Below are 16,571 nucleotides of genomic sequence, written 5' to 3'. Positions count from 1 at the left end.
TTATTGATTGCCCGCTTTACGCGATGCCTCAGAAAATATCATACCTTGCAAAGCATCGCGCGTAGTTTGTGTGCGCACTTGTTTTAAATGTCGATCGGCAATAACTTCCGGCACTTTTGCTTCAGCATAGACTTCACGCATCTTCGCTAAATTAGCTTCACATTGCTTCATAATGGCATCAGTCGCCTGGCGTGAGTCCTGCTTCTGATAGACTGATTTTTGCATTTCACCGCCAACACACTTTTTATACTCATATTTAACCGCCTGAATTTTTTCAATAGTGGCATCTGATAAGGTAGTGTTATGCCACTCATTTTTCGCATCATCAGAAAAAGCAGTTCCGGCAGACAACAATAGACTTAAGAAAAGAATATTTTTCATGGTGTTCCTTGAGATAATTATTATAGTTTTATAGCGCTTGATTTTACGCGAACTGGTTACAAATGAATAATTTAAAGCGCGGATATTCAGGACATATTACTTAAAACAGATTAACGGAGCTTTTTTTATTGCTGCAACCATGCCGGTCGAGGTTTGCAAACTTGACCTAAACAGTTAAAAATCGCAATAGTTTTCAAGACATGAGTGTACTGGACTGCAACCCACGTCACGCGTCAGTATGAAGGGCACGAAAGTTTACTTCTTCGTGCTCTTCGTGGTGATAATCTTTTAAATAGTTTAACGTTCGCGGTTAGTAAAATACCAAATCAAATGACTTAACGATTGTTTTGTAAAGCAGCAATCCGCTCTTCCAATGGTGGATGACTCATGAACAATCGGCTTACGCCACCGCCATTAATACCAAAAGCCGCTAATTGTCCGGGCAAATCTTGCGCCTCTTGTCCACGTTGCAAAGCACGTAAAGCGGCAATCATTTTTTCACTACCGGCCAATTTTGCACCACCGGCATCGGCTTTAAACTCTCTATAACGAGAAAACCACATAACCAACATTGACGCCAGAAAACCCAGGGCAATTTGTGCAACCATTTGAGTAATGTAATAAGCAGGCCCATAACCTCGCTCGGTTTTAAAGACAACACGATCAACAAAGTGACCAATGATGGTTGCAAAAAAGAATACAAAAGTGTTTACCACTCCTTGCATTAAAGCCATGGTAACCATATCGCCGTTGGCAACATGGGTCATTTCATGGCCCACTACAGCTTCCACTTCATCGGCATTCATATTTTGCAGTAAACCGGTACTGACTGCTACCAGCGCACTGTTTTTATTCATTCCGGTAGCAAAAGCATTAGCTTCAGGGGTTTCGAAAATACCTACTTCAGGCATATCGATTCCGGCAAGGCGTGCCTGCTTAGACACAATATCCAGTAACCATTGTTCAGTCTGATTTTGCGGTTGTTCAATAACATGCACGCCCATCGCCCGTTTGGCAGACCATTTTGACATCGCCAGAGAAATTACTGAACCTGTCATGCCGATTACCGCTGACATAACTAATAAGGCATTAAGATTAAGATCTATGCCTTGTGCATCCAAAGTACCGCTTAAGCCCAATAAATTAAAAATAATACTGACAACAACCATTATTGCAATATTGGTCGCCAGAAAAAGAAAAATTCGCATCATGGTAATAGCCTCAGATAAGTTGATGTTCGATCTAATATGGGGATTTAATAACACATTCCAACCCTCATAAGAATGATAATATATAGCAAAGTCTATTTATTAAGATCATTGTCATGTATTTTTTTAAAACCACGCTACTTTCCTTACTTTTACTTAATACTTGTTTGGCTTTTGCAGAATCCGGTGATCATCAGGCCGTATTAAAACAACTGCATCTACCCGAAGGCTTTAAAATATCCATTTATGCCGATAACGTACCCAATGCACGCAGTCTAGCCTTGGGTGATAATGGCGTCGTCTTTGTCGGCACAGGTGCAAAAGGCAGCGTCTATGCACTACAAGATAGCAATAATGACGGGATAGCTGAACAACACCATGTTATTGCCAGCAATTTAAGGATGCCCAATGGCGTCGCATTTAAGGACAGTGCACTTTATGTCGCAGAAATCAATCGTATTATCCGTTTTGATGGCATTACCAAGCAGTTAACCAAGCCTCCCAAACCCGTTGTTATCTATGACCAATTTCCCTCTGATAAACATCACGGCTGGAAATATCTGCGTTTTGGTCCTGATAACAAGTTGTACACAGCCATTGGTGCGCCCTGCAATATTTGTAATCCTGAAAAAGATATTTATGCCTCGCTGGTCAGGTTAAATCCTGATGGCAGTGATTTTGAAATTATTGCCAAGGGTATTAGAAACACCGTTGGTTTTGATTGGCAACCGGAAACGGGCACGTTGTTTTTTAACGATAATGGCCGGGATCTTTTAGGTGAAGATACGCCACCCGATGAACTTAACCAATGGTCTGTTAAAGGTGATCATTTTGGCTATCCCTATTGTCATGGTGGCAACATTCCTGATCCTGAATTAGCGGCCGATAAAAAATGTTCACAATTTACCGCTCCGGTATGGAAATTTAAAGCCCATATTGCCCCGTTAGGCTTACGGTTTTATCAAGGCACACAATTTCCTGTTGAATACAAAAACCAGTTATTTGTCGCACAGCATGGCTCCTGGAATAGAACTGAACCGCAAGGCTATCGCGTTGATTTAATCAGGTTTAATAAAGGTAAACCCGTTTCCGAACAGGACTTTATTAGTGGCTGGTTAACCAAAGAAGGTAATGTGTTGGGACGTCCTGTAGATATGTTAACGTTACCGGATGGCAGTTTGTTGATTAGTGATGACAAACTGGGTGTTATTTATAAAGTAGAATACCAAGGAAAATAATGACCAAACAATTTGAGATTATCGATAAGGAAACCGTTTATTCGGGGTTTTTCCGTATGGAAAAATACCGCTTAAAACATACCTTGTATGCCGGTGGCTGGAGTGCTGAAATAAGTCGTGAAGTTTTTGTGCGCGGTAGTTGCGTTGCGGTACTGTTATATGACCCCCATGCCGATAAAGTGATATTAATCGAACAATTCCGTGCCGGTGCCATTTTGCAACCCGATAGAGCCTGGCTCGTGGAAATTGTTGCCGGTGCCATTGAAGAAGGTGAAACCGCAGAAGAAGTCGCTTACCGGGAGTCACTGGAGGAAGCCGGCTGCGAAATTCAGGAATTGATGGTCATTAATGAGTTTTACACGACACCGGGTGGAGCTGCAGAACGAATCACCCTGTTTTGTGGCAAAGTAGACAGCACTGATATTGGCGGCATTCATGGACTGGATCACGAAGACGAGGATATATTAGTGCGCGCCGTTGATTTTGATGAAGCCTATTTTATGTTGGAAAACAATAAAATAGAGTCGGCAATTCCTATTATTGCCATTCAGTGGCTGGCATTGAACAAACAAAAACTCAAGCAAAAATGGTTATTGTAACGGCGACTAAAACCGGTTTATGAATACGTCCACCAACAAAGTTTTTATTCGTTTGCTTTTGCCGGCAGTCGTTATTTTATTTTCCGGTTGCGCCAGCGTTCCTGAAATAAAGCCTGCCGCTCAAAACCAGTCGCGAGTGATCACTTATGCGCTAAGCTTGCGAGGTACGCCTTATCGTTATGGTAAAAGCTCACCTGAAGACGGTTTTGATTGCAGTGGCTTTGTTAAACATGTCTACGAAAAACAGGGCATAACCTTGCCGCGCACAGTAAAAGATATGGCATTATCTTTGCCACAGATCCCCAAAAATGACGTGCATTCCGGTGATCTGGTTTTTTTTAATACTAACGGCAAGTCATTTTCTCATGTCGGAATTTATGTTAATAATGATAAATTCGTTCACGCTCCCAGCCAACGTACCGGTAAAGTATTGGTCTCCAATCTTAAAAACAGCTATTGGAAAAAACACTACATCGGTGTGCGTCGTCCAAAATGATTTTGATCAGATAAATAATTTCTATACTAACGGATACCATCCCTTCAATGGATGGTATCCGTACGGGTTCAAAATTTAATGTAATGGAAATTTAATTTCTGAAAGACTGTATGATCCAAATTAGCTCGATACCTCAATAAAGCCATGCGTACCCCGCTTGGATTTAACGGCTAACCAGTCTTTTAATTGCCTTAACTCTTCAGTTTCTTCTAACTCATCCAGGCTTTGCTTGTTTTTTAACAAGCGAAATGCCGCTGAAAGTACTTTATAACGATCTCCGGTAATGCCCGCCCGCCTTAAGCCTACGCTATTTAATTTGTAGTGACGGGCCGGTCGCCCACCAATCAACATAAACGGCATGACATCCATGTTAAGTCCTGTTGTACCCTGCACTATTGCGAAAGAACCGATCCGGCAAAACTGGTGCACGACCACAGCGCCACCCATAAAAACATTATTACCCACTTCGACGTGACCACCTATCGCCACATTATTGGCAAATATCGTGTTACTACCGATACTGCAATCGTGGGCAACATGACTGTTATTCATAAAATAACAACCCGAACCAATACGCGTTGTACCATTCTCTTTAGAAGACCTGTGCGCAGTAAAGCCTTCCCTGAAATTATTATTATCGCCAATAATTAACCAGGAAACCGTCTCGGCCTTAAAACTGGTGTCTTGCGGCAAGCCGCCCAACACCGCATGTGGGTGTAAAATATTGCCGGAACCCATTTTTACCCGACTATGAACTACCGCATGAGCACCAATCTCGCAGTTTTCACCCATCTCAACGCCACTTTCAATAACAGCAAAAGGGCCAACGGTAACACCGTCTCCCAATACAACATCAGGCGCTATATAAGCGGTCGGGTGAATATTTTGAGCCATGTTAATTATCCTCTGGGATGATATTTTGAATGTAATTCTTTTAAGCGTTCGCGGGCAATATGGGTATAGATTTGGGTCGTTGATAAATCAGCATGCCCCAATAATAACTGCACAACGCGCAAGTCCGCACCGTGATTTAACAAATGTGTCGCAAAAGCATGCCTTAAGGTATGTGGCGACAGCTCTTTGTTAATACCGGCTTTTTTGGCATGACGTTTGATAATATGCCAAAAAGCCTGTCTTGTCATGCCCCCAGCCCGGTTAGTGACAAACAAATAGTCGCATTGCCGCTCACCTAGCGTAGTTTTTCTGGCCTGACTCATATAACCTTCCATCCAACTCATGGCTTCTTCACCAACGGGTACCAAACGCTCTTTATTACCTTTGCCAATTATTCTGACTACACCTTGCCTGAAACTGATTTGTGCAAATTTTAAACCAACCAGCTCTGATACCCTAAGCCCCGTTGCATAAAGCATTTCCAGCATGGCTTTATCTCTAAAACCAAGCGCATTGGTTACTTCCGGAGCATTCAGTAATAATTCGACATCATGCTCGGAAAGCGACACCGGTAAAGCACGACCGATATGAGGCGCTTCTATTAATGCCGTAGGATCAATGGTTAACCGGTTTTCGCGGATGTAATAACCATAAAAGCGACGCAGACTGGATAAAATACGTGCAGAAGATCGATTGCCTATACCGGCTTTATAACGACTTGCCAAAAATTTTGATAAATCACTGGTATCAACATCCAACAGGGATTTATCTGCCAACCATTTGGCAAAAATCCTCAAATCGCTACCATAGGCAGAAAGGGTATTTTCGCTCAAACCCTGTTCTACCCAAACGGCATCAAGAAACTGGTCTATCAAGACAATAGCAGTCATTATTTATGGGTTGCCTCATAAGTGAGTAATTTATTTTTGATTGCCATAAAATCGCCTTGTGTTTGCCCACAATAGCCCCCCATACCGGAAACGGACACAATACGATGACAAGGAATAATGACTGGGTAAGGATTATCCCTGCAGGCATTACCAACAGCTCGCGCAGACGAATCTATTTTTTTGGCTAATGCAGAATAAGTCATGGTTTCTCCAAAAGGAATATTACCCAATGCAGTCCAGACTTTATGACGATAGGCACTACCTTGTTTTAACAATTTAATATTAATGTGTTTATCGATATTTAACCAATATTGGTTAAATTGTTCCTGCAGGTCAGGATCTTGGGAATAAAGATCATCATCAGACGCCCAGTCTGCTTTACTAATAATTCCTTGCTGCCGGTATAAAATCAGTTGACCTGCCGGAGTAGAAATTTTAATAACTTCCTCAGGTCCACAACACGCATCCATCCACTGAATTACAAATGACATTAAACGTATTTCTCCAAGACTATCCTCTGAAATTCTTCCACCAAAATTTATAATTTTAACTCTGTTCTGGCAGCAGATTTAGTTAATGGGTAAAAGGTGGATAAATCAATGCCGTTACCAATTACAGGAATTCTATCAGCTTTGGCACTTAAAGAAACCATATGTTGCTTAAGAGAGTTAGATACTGAAAAAATGCATATGACACTTTTTAACACCATCAACAGCCTTATTTTTAGCCAGGCATTTTTAATAAAAGTATTTACGTGCCACGCAAGGTGAGCATGACGCGAATTTTAAGCCGTTTCCCCAGCAACGTCGTAGCTATCGGGATAAGTAAAATACACATCAATAATATTAAATTTTTTAGAGGTTTTGTCAGCGTAAATAAATAATCCAGTGCCATAAAAAACCATCACAAGATTTAAATAAGGCGTGAACTGATAAAAATGGGGAAAGTAGACCGATATGCTTTGCTGTTCTTGGTAACCTATTGGGTTGCGGTATAAAATGCGGCCACCGGTAACGTACCATTCCCTAAAAAGGAAACCACGACACCGGTGAGACGACAAAAACCGGCATTGGCTATACTGCTCGAAACATCTTCTCGCGAATAAATACCTTGGCATTGAGCCATTATTGACTCGGAGGCTAACTGGCAAAATATGCCACAAATTCACAGATTATGTACAGATTTACGCTATGAATCTGTGGCAGTTTATTTATTGGGAACTTAATTAATACGTAATGATCTTTTTTTTCTTATGCACATCTAAATGCTTTTCTGATCCCTTAATAAACGACGTCTTTTTTTCGCACTTTCTTCTGTCGTCAACTCTTTATTTTGTAATTCTTGATTACTCATAATCACTCACCTGGAAATGGATATATTAGAAAACTGCCTTAATGATATTAGTAAGCTTTGTATTAAGTCTATTACGGCAACAATCGCTAAAAATAAATTCGGCTAATTTACCGGTAAAAACAGAATATTCCAACACTCACTTTTGATATGTTTATTCGTAAAATTATAATAGTTTATAATTGCTACAGTAAAACCCACTACCCCATTCAATTATGAAATCAATATTAATCGTTAGCGCTGTTCAACAACCTTGTAATGAAGACAGACAAACAAACCTGGATTTTTCCATTGCAAAAATACATGAAGCCGCAGCAGCCAATGCAGATCTGGTGGTATTACCAGAACTACATTTAGGGCCCTATTTTTGTCAAAATGAAGATTATAATAATTTTGATCTTGCTCAAGAAATCCCTGGTCCTGCCACTGAAATTCTGTCGGCCGTAGCCAAAAAATTAAAAATTGTCATCGTCTCAACCATTTTTGAAAAAAGAGCACCCGGGCTTTACCATAATACTGCCGTTGTTTTTGATAAGGATGGCAGTATAGCTGGTAAATATAGAAAAATGCATATACCCGATGACCCGGGGTTTTATGAAAAATATTACTTCACCCCCGGTGATCTGGGTTTTAAACCAATAGAGACCTCTATCGGTAAATTAGGCGTGTTAATTTGCTGGGATCAATGGTTTCCGGAAGCGGCCAGATTAATGGCTTTAGCTGGCGCAGAAATTTTAATATACCCTACAGCGATAGGCTGGGATCAGCAGGATTCAAAAGAAGAACAGCAACGCCAAATGGATGCCTGGGTTACTATTCAGCGCTCTCATGCAGTTGCCAACGGCATCCCTGTTATCGCCTGCAACCGGGTAGGCTTTGAACAAGCACCTGATTCAGCAACAGGAATAAAATTCTGGGGCAATAGTTTTATTGCCGGCCCGCAAGGAGAAATAAAAACCCAGGCTAATGATTCAGAAACAAAACTGTTAACGGCCAAGATTGACAGATCTCATACTGAACGGGTCAGACAAATATGGCCCTATTTACGTGACCGTAGAATTGATGCTTATAACGATTTAAGCAAACGTTTTATCGATTAAGAATAACTGTAATCCGTCTTATTAATTTGTAAGACGGATTCGTCTACCTCTAAGTATTTGGCAAGCTCTAAATTTCAAATTCAGAGCGATCGCGACCTTCATTTATAACGGTTTGCAACCATGTCGGCATTACCCCGCGACCTGTCCATGTTTTTTCCGGATCATTGGGATGACGATATTTAACCGCCACTTTACTACCTTTACGCGCTGGTTTTTTATCAGTTTCGTGTATATCCACAGCAACATCAATAGATGCAGCTAATTGTTTGATCTGCGCTATAACGTCTTTACGCTTATTTTGCTTGTATAATTTTTAATGCTTTCTCTGCGTTATCAATAACAGCCTGTAATTCACTTTCTGAAAGACTTTGATAATCGGTCATTGTTATTCCCTTAATAATAAAAATTTTTAAATAACTTTACCATAATCAGTATATATTTTTAAAGGTTATATATATTATAAATCAGTATACTATCAATTTTTTTATAATGCTTTAGATGCAACACTGCACCAGCAATTCTCATTATGACGAAAACCTATCCGATTTCAGGCTTCGGGGGCCGATTGATTGGGCTTCCCGGCTTATACGACCAGCCTTCCAGCATGAAATCGAGCAGGTGCTCCCAGTTATCGAAACAAAAGTAGGTAGTCAGTGCCTTCATATCATCGAACAAACGTTTGCGTGAAGGTAGTTTTTGACGAAGCAGGCAAAACTTGTCGTCCATTAAATCCAGCAGGGTATGCAACAAGTAGGCGAGTAAAATCAGAGTCGCCAGTAAGGAAGACAAGAATTGTTGGCCGTGACCAAAGTTATGCTCGAAGCGATAGCCCTTGGTCTTCAGGGTATTATTGTTTTCATTTTCAATCTTCCACCTGGCGCGTCCGGAGGCAACTATTTCGACAACGTTAGCGTCATCAATCCTCAAGGAGGTTGCGAACGCATTTCGATACCGTACCTTACCGTCTGCCGTGCGGGTGGTGATCTCGCACCAGTTCACCATTAATGCATCATCGGCATCACGCAAGGGCACGCTGCTGACATAACGATAAGTGTCTGTTTCATGGCGTTTGCCGGTCCAGCGAGTCTGCACCAAGGTTTTAACAATACCGTTACGCCCCAAATCATCAACCCATTCGTACAGCGTCTTATGAGAGTCGGGTTTACAGACCAGGGTGAATTCAAGTCCTTTGACCAGCAACGCCCGACAAAATGGCTCGTGACAATACAAATCATCGCCGAGCACGGTAGTGCCCAGCGCAGCGTACTGACTACCCCGACTTTCTAGCCAGCGCAGAGAGGCGTTGATCTCGCAATCCTGTTTTTCATGACCGTCCTGCGGGCGAACAAATTCTGGCGCCAGTGAAATAACCTTGTCACTACCAGACTTAACCAGCACGGGCGTTATTACTTTGTGCGAATAGCTGACTTTACCGTTACGGTGTGTTTTACTTGAACAGCAGGGACCGTGGAGATTTTGTGACGAAAAATAGTCGGTTCCATCCAATGCCAGCAGTAATCGATTGTCTGTTGAGCGAAAAGTATCGATTACCCCCGCCCGTTGCAAACCGTCAAATACAAAATCAAACAGCGGATACACTGTCGCAGGCTCTACCGCATCAAGCAGGCTCCGAATGTGGTTGTCTGTTGGGATCTTAAAAACACCGAACAGTGTTTGTGCATTGTTTTTCCCTTGTGTATCCTGCATGGTTCGCTGAAAATCTAAAAATGACGGGCTTTGCATGAAAAATACTGAAAATGCACTCAGTCCAGCATCAGTCATCGTATAGTTCGTATTTTTGCCGGTTCGCGGATCAGAAAAAGTTTCAAAAGTGGTATGTAATTGTTTGACTACATCACTAAAGGTCAAGGCATTTAATCCAAAGGGGGCACTCATATCACAGGTCTCAATAAGAATCGGTCTGCCATTTTAGGTGATTAACGTCATAATGAGAATTGCTGACTGCACTTATTCATAAATAATATTAAAATCTATCTGATTTAATATCTGACCGGATTCATCAACCAGCCTTGCAATCCAATGAGTCTTTACATTATAAATAAATAACTGTCGACTTGATGTTCGCCAGTTATCATTTGATATATTTACTTTTTTTCTGGTGATAAGCGTACCATCCAGTAACCATTCGTGATAAACCGTACGATCTTTCATTCCTGATAATTCAACAAAATAATAAATCGACGTTGATTTTGTTTTACTCAGCGTCAAAGGTAATGTTATTTCACCTTCCGGTTCGTTATTATTAATCTTAAAAGTCAGTAAAGATCTGGTTATGGTTATGCTTTTATTACCATCTATGCTCGGCTTAACAGGTATCTTAATAACTTCTTCAGACAATACAGCCTGGGGTTTTAAATCGGTATTTTCAGCAACTGGCTTAAAAAAAAACCACAATGCCATTATCAATAAAATGACACCGAGCAAAGCCAATAATATACGTTTAATATTCCATTCGGTTATTATTTTTGATGTGGAAAGATCATCCTCGGCTTTTTTACCAGTACCGGGATATTTAACCTTAATTACAATATTTTTTTTGTCTTCCATAAAATGGCCTGATAAATGTCGCTACCAAGAACGATAGCAAATTAAACGTGGTTGTCTTCCTCAAATAATGCGAACAAAAAAATGGATATCGAAAGTAATAAATTGAGGTCCAACACAACCAATTCAAACCAGAGTTCGGCATGTTTTTTATGCATACCGAATCTGCTTGTTATACCGGGTAAACTGCTATGGAACTAATATTTAAAGAAGTAACGGGATTGCTCCATTACTCCATTTTTTGCTAAACCTTATGATAAATATCAGCACCTTCATCAAGAAACTGTTTGGATTTTTCATCCATCCCTTTAATTAACGCCTCTTGCTCATCTTTAATGCCCTTTTCTTTGGCATAATCACGCACATCCTGGCTGATTTTCATTGAGCAAAAATGCGGGCCGCACATGGAACAAAAATGGGCAACTTTTGCTGAATCTTTAGGTAAGGTTTCATCATGAAATTCACGGGCTTTTTCAGGATCAAGTCCAATATTAAACTGATCTTCCCAGCGAAACTCAAAACGGGCTTTAGACATCGCATTGTCCCGCGCTTGTGCGCCAGGATGACCTTTTGCCAAATCAGCCGCATGAGCGGCAATTTTGTAAGTTACGATGCCTTCACGGACATCCTGCTTATTCGGTAAACCCAAATGCTCTTTTTGGGTAACATAACAAAGCATGGCACAACCATACCAACCAATATTTGCAGCACCTATAGCTGACGTAATATGATCATAACCGGGTGCTATATCGGTAGTCAGCGGGCCCAAGGTATAAAAAGGGGCTTCTCCACATTCTTCCAGTTGCTTTTCCATATTGACTTTAATCATGTGCAAAGGCACATGACCCGGGCCTTCAATCATGGTTTGCACATCATGTTTCCAGGCGATTTTTGTTAATTCGCCCAACGTTTCCAGTTCACCAAATTGCGCTTCATCATTAGCATCATAGATTGAACCCGGACGTAAACCGTCACCCAACGAAAAAGAGACGTCATAAGCCTTCATAATTTCGCATATTTCTTCAAAATGCGTATACAGAAAACTTTCTGTGTGATGTGCCAGACACCATTTAGCCATAATGGAGCCGCCGCGCGAAACAATACCCGTCATGCGTTTTGCTGTTAAGGGCACATGATGCAAGCGGACTCCGGCATGGATAGTAAAGTAATCTACGCCCTGCTCTGCCTGCTCAATCAAAGTATCACGGAAGATTTCCCACGTCAGGTCCTCAGCTTTACCATTCACTTTTTCCAACGCTTGATAAATTGGCACAGTACCGATAGGCACCGGTGAATTACGTAAAATCCATTCACGGGTTTCATGAATATTTTTACCGGTCGATAAATCCATGATGGTATCGCCGCCCCAACGTATACCCCAGAGCATTTTTTCGACTTCTTCATCGATAGAGGACGTGACTGCCGAGTTGCCTAAATTACCATTAATTTTTACCAGAAAATTACGACCTATGATCATAGGTTCCAATTCAGGATGATTGATGTTGGCTGGAATAATCGCCCGGCCTCTGGCTACTTCGTCGCGGACAAATTCAGCTGTAATGGCTTCAGGTATAGAGGCACCAAAAGAATCTCCGGGATGTTGACCTTTCCACAAATCGCGCATTTCTTCCATTTTCTGGTTTTCACGAATCGCGATAAATTCCATTTCTGGAGTAATGATACCCAAGCGAGCGTAATGCATTTGCGATACATTGGCACCTGCCTTGGCACGACGTGGTTTACGGATATGTTCAAAACGCAGATCAGCAGTCGCCGGATCTTCCAGACGCTGACGGCCAAAATCAGAACTGGGACCCGTCAATTCTTCAGTATCATTTCTTTCTTCAATCCATGCGGAACGAATTGAACCCAAGCCTTTTTTTAAATCAACCTCGACATTGGGGTCAGTATAAACACCGGAAGTATCGTAAACATAAAGCGGGCCATTTTTTTCTACAGCACCAAAGTGAACCGGCGTGTCAGATAAGGTAATCTTGCGCATGGGGACTTGTATGTCAGGGCGACTGCCTTGTACATAGATTTTTTCTGATGCGGGATAGGAATCAATTTTTACACTACCGACAGTAGTCTCAGTAACATCTTTTAAAACAGCGCTCATAGCTTTACTCCAATAACAATAAAACAAGGCGCAGGGAAGTTGGGGCTTTCCTACGCCGGTATTAACCGGGGTCAGGTTCAAAGGGTTTATCTCAGCCTCTCGTTTCTTCGCAATGCGTGGAAATAGAAAAGCACCCCTAGCCTTTACGGATGTGGCACTAAGTTAAAGTATAATGCTCCAGATTGCAAGCATAGTCAGCATCATAATTCCTGTAAACGCCTTATAAAACAAATGGTTTTAATCCAGCTAATTAACACTTTTATAGGTATCGGTAAGCTTAATAATCAATGCTTTACATTTAATTATAGCGAAATTTTTAGGACATTTGAGGCATTTTTTATATCATAGTCGATCGAAAGTGATTGATTATTGATTGGCAAAAAAATGATAAGCTCATTTTTGCCCTGCTCATACACTGTAAATAAACTATTTAGTTAGGATGGTCTGTGAAAATTTCTGTTGTTGTTCCCGTTCATAATGAAGCCGACAATATTGTCCCTTTAATTGAAGAGATAGTTAGTGCAATGAGTCAGGCTAAAGCCTATGAAATTATTTATGTTGATGACGGGAGTAACGACCAAACAGCCGCCGTTCTAAAGCAGGCGCTTCAAGATTTCAAGGCACTGAAAGTAATTAGACATGAGCAAAGTTGCGGACAAAGCACCGCTATTCATACCGGTGTTAAAGCGGCAAACCACCCCTGGATTGCTACTCTGGATGGCGATGGCCAGAACGATCCTGCCGACATTCCTAGATTATATGAAGTTTTAACATTAGAAAGAGAAACAACCGGTAATTTATGGATGGTAGCCGGATGGCGAAATAAACGTCATGACTCTGCCTGGCGGCTTTTTTCATCTAAACTGGCTAACGGAGTGCGGGCTCGCTTACTGGGGGATAATACGCCGGATACGGGTTGCGGCTTAAAAGTATTTTCAAGGGATCGTTTTCTGGGTTTACCTTATTTCGATCACATGCATCGATTTTTACCCGCCTTGATTTTACGATCCGGTGGACAGGTAATTTCTGAGCCGGTCAATCACAGATCAAGAACAAGCGGCCAATCAAAATATGGGACTTTAGATCGTCTTTGGGCGGGAATCATTGATTTATCCGGGGTTATCTGGCTACAGAATCGCGCAAAACTGCCAGTAATTAAAGAAATTGAAAAATAACGCAACTCGATTTTTGAGATAAAAAAATACTTTTATTTTTTTAATCGCCACAAGAAACACGAAGGAAATAAACCTTCGTGTTTCCGGCAGTGATCTTTATAACGTGCCGTAATACTGCTCGTTATTGACTTTAAATCTTTTTGATTAACTCTTTAAGATAAGCTAAAAAGCCATCTTTTAATTCTTTGTTCAATAATGCCAGCTCTACATTCGCTATTAAAAACCCCAGCTTGGAGCCACAATCATAACGTGTACCTTCGAACTCGTAAGCCAACACAGGCTCATCATTCAATAAATCAGCGATGGCATCGGTTAACTGAATTTCGCCACCAGCACCCCTACCGGTTTTTTTGATTTTATCAAAAATTGCTGGCGTCAAAATATACCGACCTACTACCGCTAAGTTTGAAGGTGCATCTTCCGGCTTTGGTTTCTCAACAATTATTTCTATTGGTGCTGATTTTTCTGAAAACTCGGCAGTTTTAACAATACCATAACTACCTGTTTCTGATGGATCAACCCGTTCTACGCCCAGAATGGAAGTATGCTTTTGTTCGTACAATTTAACCATCTGCGCCATACAACCTCGACCGGCATCTTCGATCAAATCATCCGCCAATATCACCGCAAAAGGTTCGTCACCAATAACCGGTCTGGCGCAATAAACCGCATGACCCAGACCTAATGCCTCGGATTGCCTGATAAAAATACATGACACATGTGGCGGTACAATATCCTGAATTAACTTTAATATTTCAGTTTTATTTTTTGACTCCAGCTCTTTTTCCAGTTCATAGGCCTTATCAAAATGATCAGTTATTGCATTTTTACTACGCCCGGTAATAAAAACCATGGTGTCAATACCTGCGGCAACGGCTTCTTCCACAGCGTATTGAATTAACGGCTTATCAACAATCGGCAACATTTCTTTAGGGATACCCTTGGTTGCCGGTAAAAAACGTGTTCCTAAACCGGCCACGGGAAAGACTGCCTTGGTGATTTTCTTACTCATTAATTATTTCCTTTTTATTCAAATTATTAAAACACAAGACCGGCAAAGATACTGGCCTATAAAAAACCAGTATCTAATACGCTCACAATCTTCGTCGCCATTACACCATTTTTTACTTTACGAGAGATTAAACACGTCCGTATTGGTCCACAAAGCGCACGATATCATCTTCCCCCAGATAACTACCCGATTGCACCTCAACGATTTCCAAAGGAATAACACCAGGATTTTCAAGACAATGCACAATACCCAAAGGAATATAAATAGATTCGTTTTCAGTAATTAACAACTTTTCCTCGCCCTTGGTAACCAATGCAGTCCCTTTAACAACAACCCAATGCTCGGCACGATGATGATGTTTCTGTACGGATAATTTACCACCAGGCTTAACCACAATCCTTTTGGTCTGATGGCGCTCACCCGTATCAACCAAATCATAATGTCCCCAGGGACGGTAGGCTTTACGGTGAATATCCGCTTCGCTACGGCCACGTTCTTTTAACTGGGCAACAATTTGTTTAACTTCCTGAACCCTGTCTTTGGGCGAAATCATCACTGCATCATCGGTTTCGACAATGACCAGATCATGAGCACCAATAACCGCAACCAGTTTACTTTGTGCATGGATAAATGAATTGTGGGTATCAACTGTCAATACGTCCCCGCTAATGGCATTACCAAAAGCGTCCTTTTCGGTCACGTCCCATAAAGCGGACCACGATCCTACATCGTTCCAGCCTGCATCCAAGGGAATAACAACGGCCTTATCCGTTTTTTCCATGACAGCATAATCAATAGAATCATCAGGACAGGTAGCAAATAGCTCTCTATCCAAACGGACAAAATCCAAATCAACTTTTGCAGCATTAAGGGCTTGACGGCATATTGCCAACATCTTTGGATTAAATTTCTCCAACTCACTGAGAAAACTTCCCGCCCTAAATGCAAACATGCCGCTATTCCAATAATAGCCACCACTTTGGAGATAGCCTTTTGCTGTCTCTACATCCGGTTTTTCAACAAAAGCAGCCACACCAAAAGCGGCTCCATGCTGCATGGTATCTGCCTTGATATAACCATATCCGGTTTCAGGTTCGGTAGGTACTATGCCAAAAGTCACCAAAAAACCCTGCTCTGCCAAAGCTTTTGCCTCAACGACTGCGGCATGAAAAGCAACCAGATTGGAAATAACATGATCGGCAGGCAAAATCAATAATATATCATCTTCAGATGAAGCTGATAATGCTGCCATAGCCACTGCAGGAGCTGTATTTCTGCCTATTGGCTCAAGAATAATAGCGGCTGGTTTTGCACCTATCTCCCATAATTGTTCCGCCATCATAAATCGATGATCTTCATTACATACCGCAAGCGGTGCTTTCAATCCGTCAATTCCATCCAACCTGAGCAGGGTTTCCTGAACCATCGTATGACTTGAAACCAGTGGTAGAAATTGTTTGGGATAGTGTCCGCGAGAAAGTGGCCAAAGTCTTGTTCCTGAGCCACCCGATAAGATAACGGGAATCATAATGTTGTTTTCCTTA

17 protein-coding genes and 1 riboswitch are annotated in these 16,571 nt (G+C 41.4%); of the genes, 5 read left to right on the top strand and 12 right to left on the bottom strand.

Annotation, left to right across the window (positions count from 1 at the left end):
* Together N7974_RS08135 and htpX are read right to left on the bottom strand one after the other, a co-directional pair.
* The gene (locus tag N7974_RS08135) at nt 1-381 is read right to left on the bottom strand and encodes a hypothetical protein (RefSeq protein WP_262965128.1); all 381 of its coding nucleotides are present in this window, start codon (nt 379-381) and stop codon (nt 1-3) included.
* 335 nt (nt 382-716) lie between these two features.
* Nucleotides 717-1,592, bottom strand: coding sequence for a protease HtpX (htpX, locus tag N7974_RS08130; protein ID WP_262965127.1), 876 nt, complete (start codon nt 1,590-1,592; stop codon nt 717-719).
* A gap of 113 nt (nt 1,593-1,705) precedes the next feature.
* Between htpX and N7974_RS08125 the strand changes: the two genes are divergently transcribed.
* Genes N7974_RS08125 through N7974_RS08115 form a run of 3 tightly spaced genes read left to right on the top strand, consistent with a single transcriptional unit; the run spans nt 1,706 to nt 3,922 of the window.
* Complete coding sequence (locus N7974_RS08125; protein ID WP_262965126.1) at nt 1,706-2,827, top strand: PQQ-dependent sugar dehydrogenase; 1,122 nt, start codon at nt 1,706-1,708, stop codon at nt 2,825-2,827.
* Entirely contained in the window at nt 2,827-3,426 is a 600-nt protein-coding gene (locus N7974_RS08120) for an NUDIX domain-containing protein (RefSeq protein WP_262965125.1), read from the top strand. The genes N7974_RS08125 and N7974_RS08120 overlap by 1 nt, the downstream gene beginning before the upstream one ends.
* A gap of 19 nt (nt 3,427-3,445) precedes the next feature.
* Nucleotides 3,446-3,922 carry a C40 family peptidase gene (locus N7974_RS08115; RefSeq protein ID WP_262965124.1) on the top strand — a complete coding sequence of 159 codons (477 nt, stop codon included), beginning with the start codon at nt 3,446-3,448 and terminating at the stop codon, nt 3,920-3,922.
* 120 nt (nt 3,923-4,042) lie between these two features.
* Here N7974_RS08115 and lpxA read toward each other — a convergent pair whose 3' ends face one another.
* The 4 genes from lpxA to N7974_RS08095 all read right to left on the bottom strand — a co-directional run bounded on the left by lpxA (nt 4,043) and on the right by N7974_RS08095 (nt 6,831).
* A complete protein-coding gene (gene lpxA / locus N7974_RS08110; protein ID WP_262965123.1) occupies nt 4,043-4,816 on the bottom strand; it encodes an acyl-ACP--UDP-N-acetylglucosamine O-acyltransferase in 774 nt (257 codons plus the stop codon).
* A gap of 5 nt (nt 4,817-4,821) precedes the next feature.
* Complete coding sequence (gene xerD, locus N7974_RS08105; RefSeq protein WP_262965122.1) at nt 4,822-5,706, bottom strand: site-specific tyrosine recombinase XerD; 885 nt, start codon at nt 5,704-5,706, stop codon at nt 4,822-4,824.
* On the bottom strand, nt 5,706-6,197 hold the full coding sequence (locus N7974_RS08100; protein ID WP_262965121.1) for a methylated-DNA--[protein]-cysteine S-methyltransferase: 492 nt from the start codon (nt 6,195-6,197) through the stop codon (nt 5,706-5,708). Before N7974_RS08100 ends, xerD begins: the two co-directional genes overlap by 1 nt.
* A gap of 487 nt (nt 6,198-6,684) precedes the next feature.
* Entirely contained in the window at nt 6,685-6,831 is a 147-nt protein-coding gene (locus N7974_RS08095) for a hypothetical protein (RefSeq protein ID WP_262965120.1), read from the bottom strand.
* Between the two features lie 440 nt (nt 6,832-7,271).
* Between N7974_RS08095 and N7974_RS08090 the strand changes: the two genes are divergently transcribed.
* A complete protein-coding gene (locus tag N7974_RS08090) occupies nt 7,272-8,156 on the top strand; it encodes a carbon-nitrogen hydrolase (RefSeq protein ID WP_262965119.1) in 885 nt (294 codons plus the stop codon).
* A 67-nt stretch (nt 8,157-8,223) separates the two neighbouring features.
* Here the strand turns inward: N7974_RS08090 and N7974_RS20660 are convergent, their stop codons facing one another.
* The 4 genes from N7974_RS20660 to thiC all read right to left on the bottom strand — a co-directional run bounded on the left by N7974_RS20660 (nt 8,224) and on the right by thiC (nt 12,840).
* Nucleotides 8,224-8,394: an H-NS histone family protein gene (locus tag N7974_RS20660; protein ID WP_394813078.1), complete on the bottom strand. Its 171-nt coding sequence runs from the start codon at nt 8,392-8,394 to the stop codon at nt 8,224-8,226.
* A gap of 299 nt (nt 8,395-8,693) precedes the next feature.
* On the bottom strand, nt 8,694-10,052 hold the full coding sequence (locus N7974_RS08080) for an ISNCY family transposase (RefSeq protein WP_262965118.1): 1,359 nt from the start codon (nt 10,050-10,052) through the stop codon (nt 8,694-8,696).
* 72 nt (nt 10,053-10,124) lie between these two features.
* The gene (locus tag N7974_RS08075) at nt 10,125-10,724 is read right to left on the bottom strand and encodes a DUF2914 domain-containing protein (RefSeq protein WP_262965117.1); all 600 of its coding nucleotides are present in this window, start codon (nt 10,722-10,724) and stop codon (nt 10,125-10,127) included.
* Between the two features lie 241 nt (nt 10,725-10,965).
* On the bottom strand, nt 10,966-12,840 hold the full coding sequence (thiC, locus tag N7974_RS08070; RefSeq protein WP_262965116.1) for a phosphomethylpyrimidine synthase ThiC: 1,875 nt from the start codon (nt 12,838-12,840) through the stop codon (nt 10,966-10,968).
* Nucleotides 12,841-12,870: 30 nt separating this feature from the next.
* Nucleotides 12,871-12,988, bottom strand: a riboswitch (TPP riboswitch).
* A gap of 298 nt (nt 12,989-13,286) precedes the next feature.
* Here thiC and N7974_RS08065 point away from each other — a divergent pair.
* The gene (locus N7974_RS08065; protein WP_262965115.1) at nt 13,287-14,015 is read left to right on the top strand and encodes a glycosyltransferase family 2 protein; all 729 of its coding nucleotides are present in this window, start codon (nt 13,287-13,289) and stop codon (nt 14,013-14,015) included.
* Between the two features lie 130 nt (nt 14,016-14,145).
* Here N7974_RS08065 and galU read toward each other — a convergent pair whose 3' ends face one another.
* On the bottom strand, nt 14,146-15,027 hold the full coding sequence (gene galU, locus N7974_RS08060; protein WP_262965114.1) for a UTP--glucose-1-phosphate uridylyltransferase GalU: 882 nt from the start codon (nt 15,025-15,027) through the stop codon (nt 14,146-14,148).
* Between the two features lie 127 nt (nt 15,028-15,154).
* Nucleotides 15,155-16,555: a mannose-1-phosphate guanylyltransferase/mannose-6-phosphate isomerase gene (locus tag N7974_RS08055; protein ID WP_262965113.1), complete on the bottom strand. Its 1,401-nt coding sequence runs from the start codon at nt 16,553-16,555 to the stop codon at nt 15,155-15,157.
* Nucleotides 16,556-16,571: the final 16 nt, after the last annotated feature.

The organism is Methylobacter psychrophilus (assembly GCF_025583945.1).
In the GTDB taxonomy this organism is placed as follows: domain Bacteria; phylum Pseudomonadota; class Gammaproteobacteria; order Methylococcales; family Methylomonadaceae; genus Methylobacter_C; species Methylobacter_C psychrophilus.
This window is presented reverse-complemented; position numbering and strand designations above follow the sequence as displayed.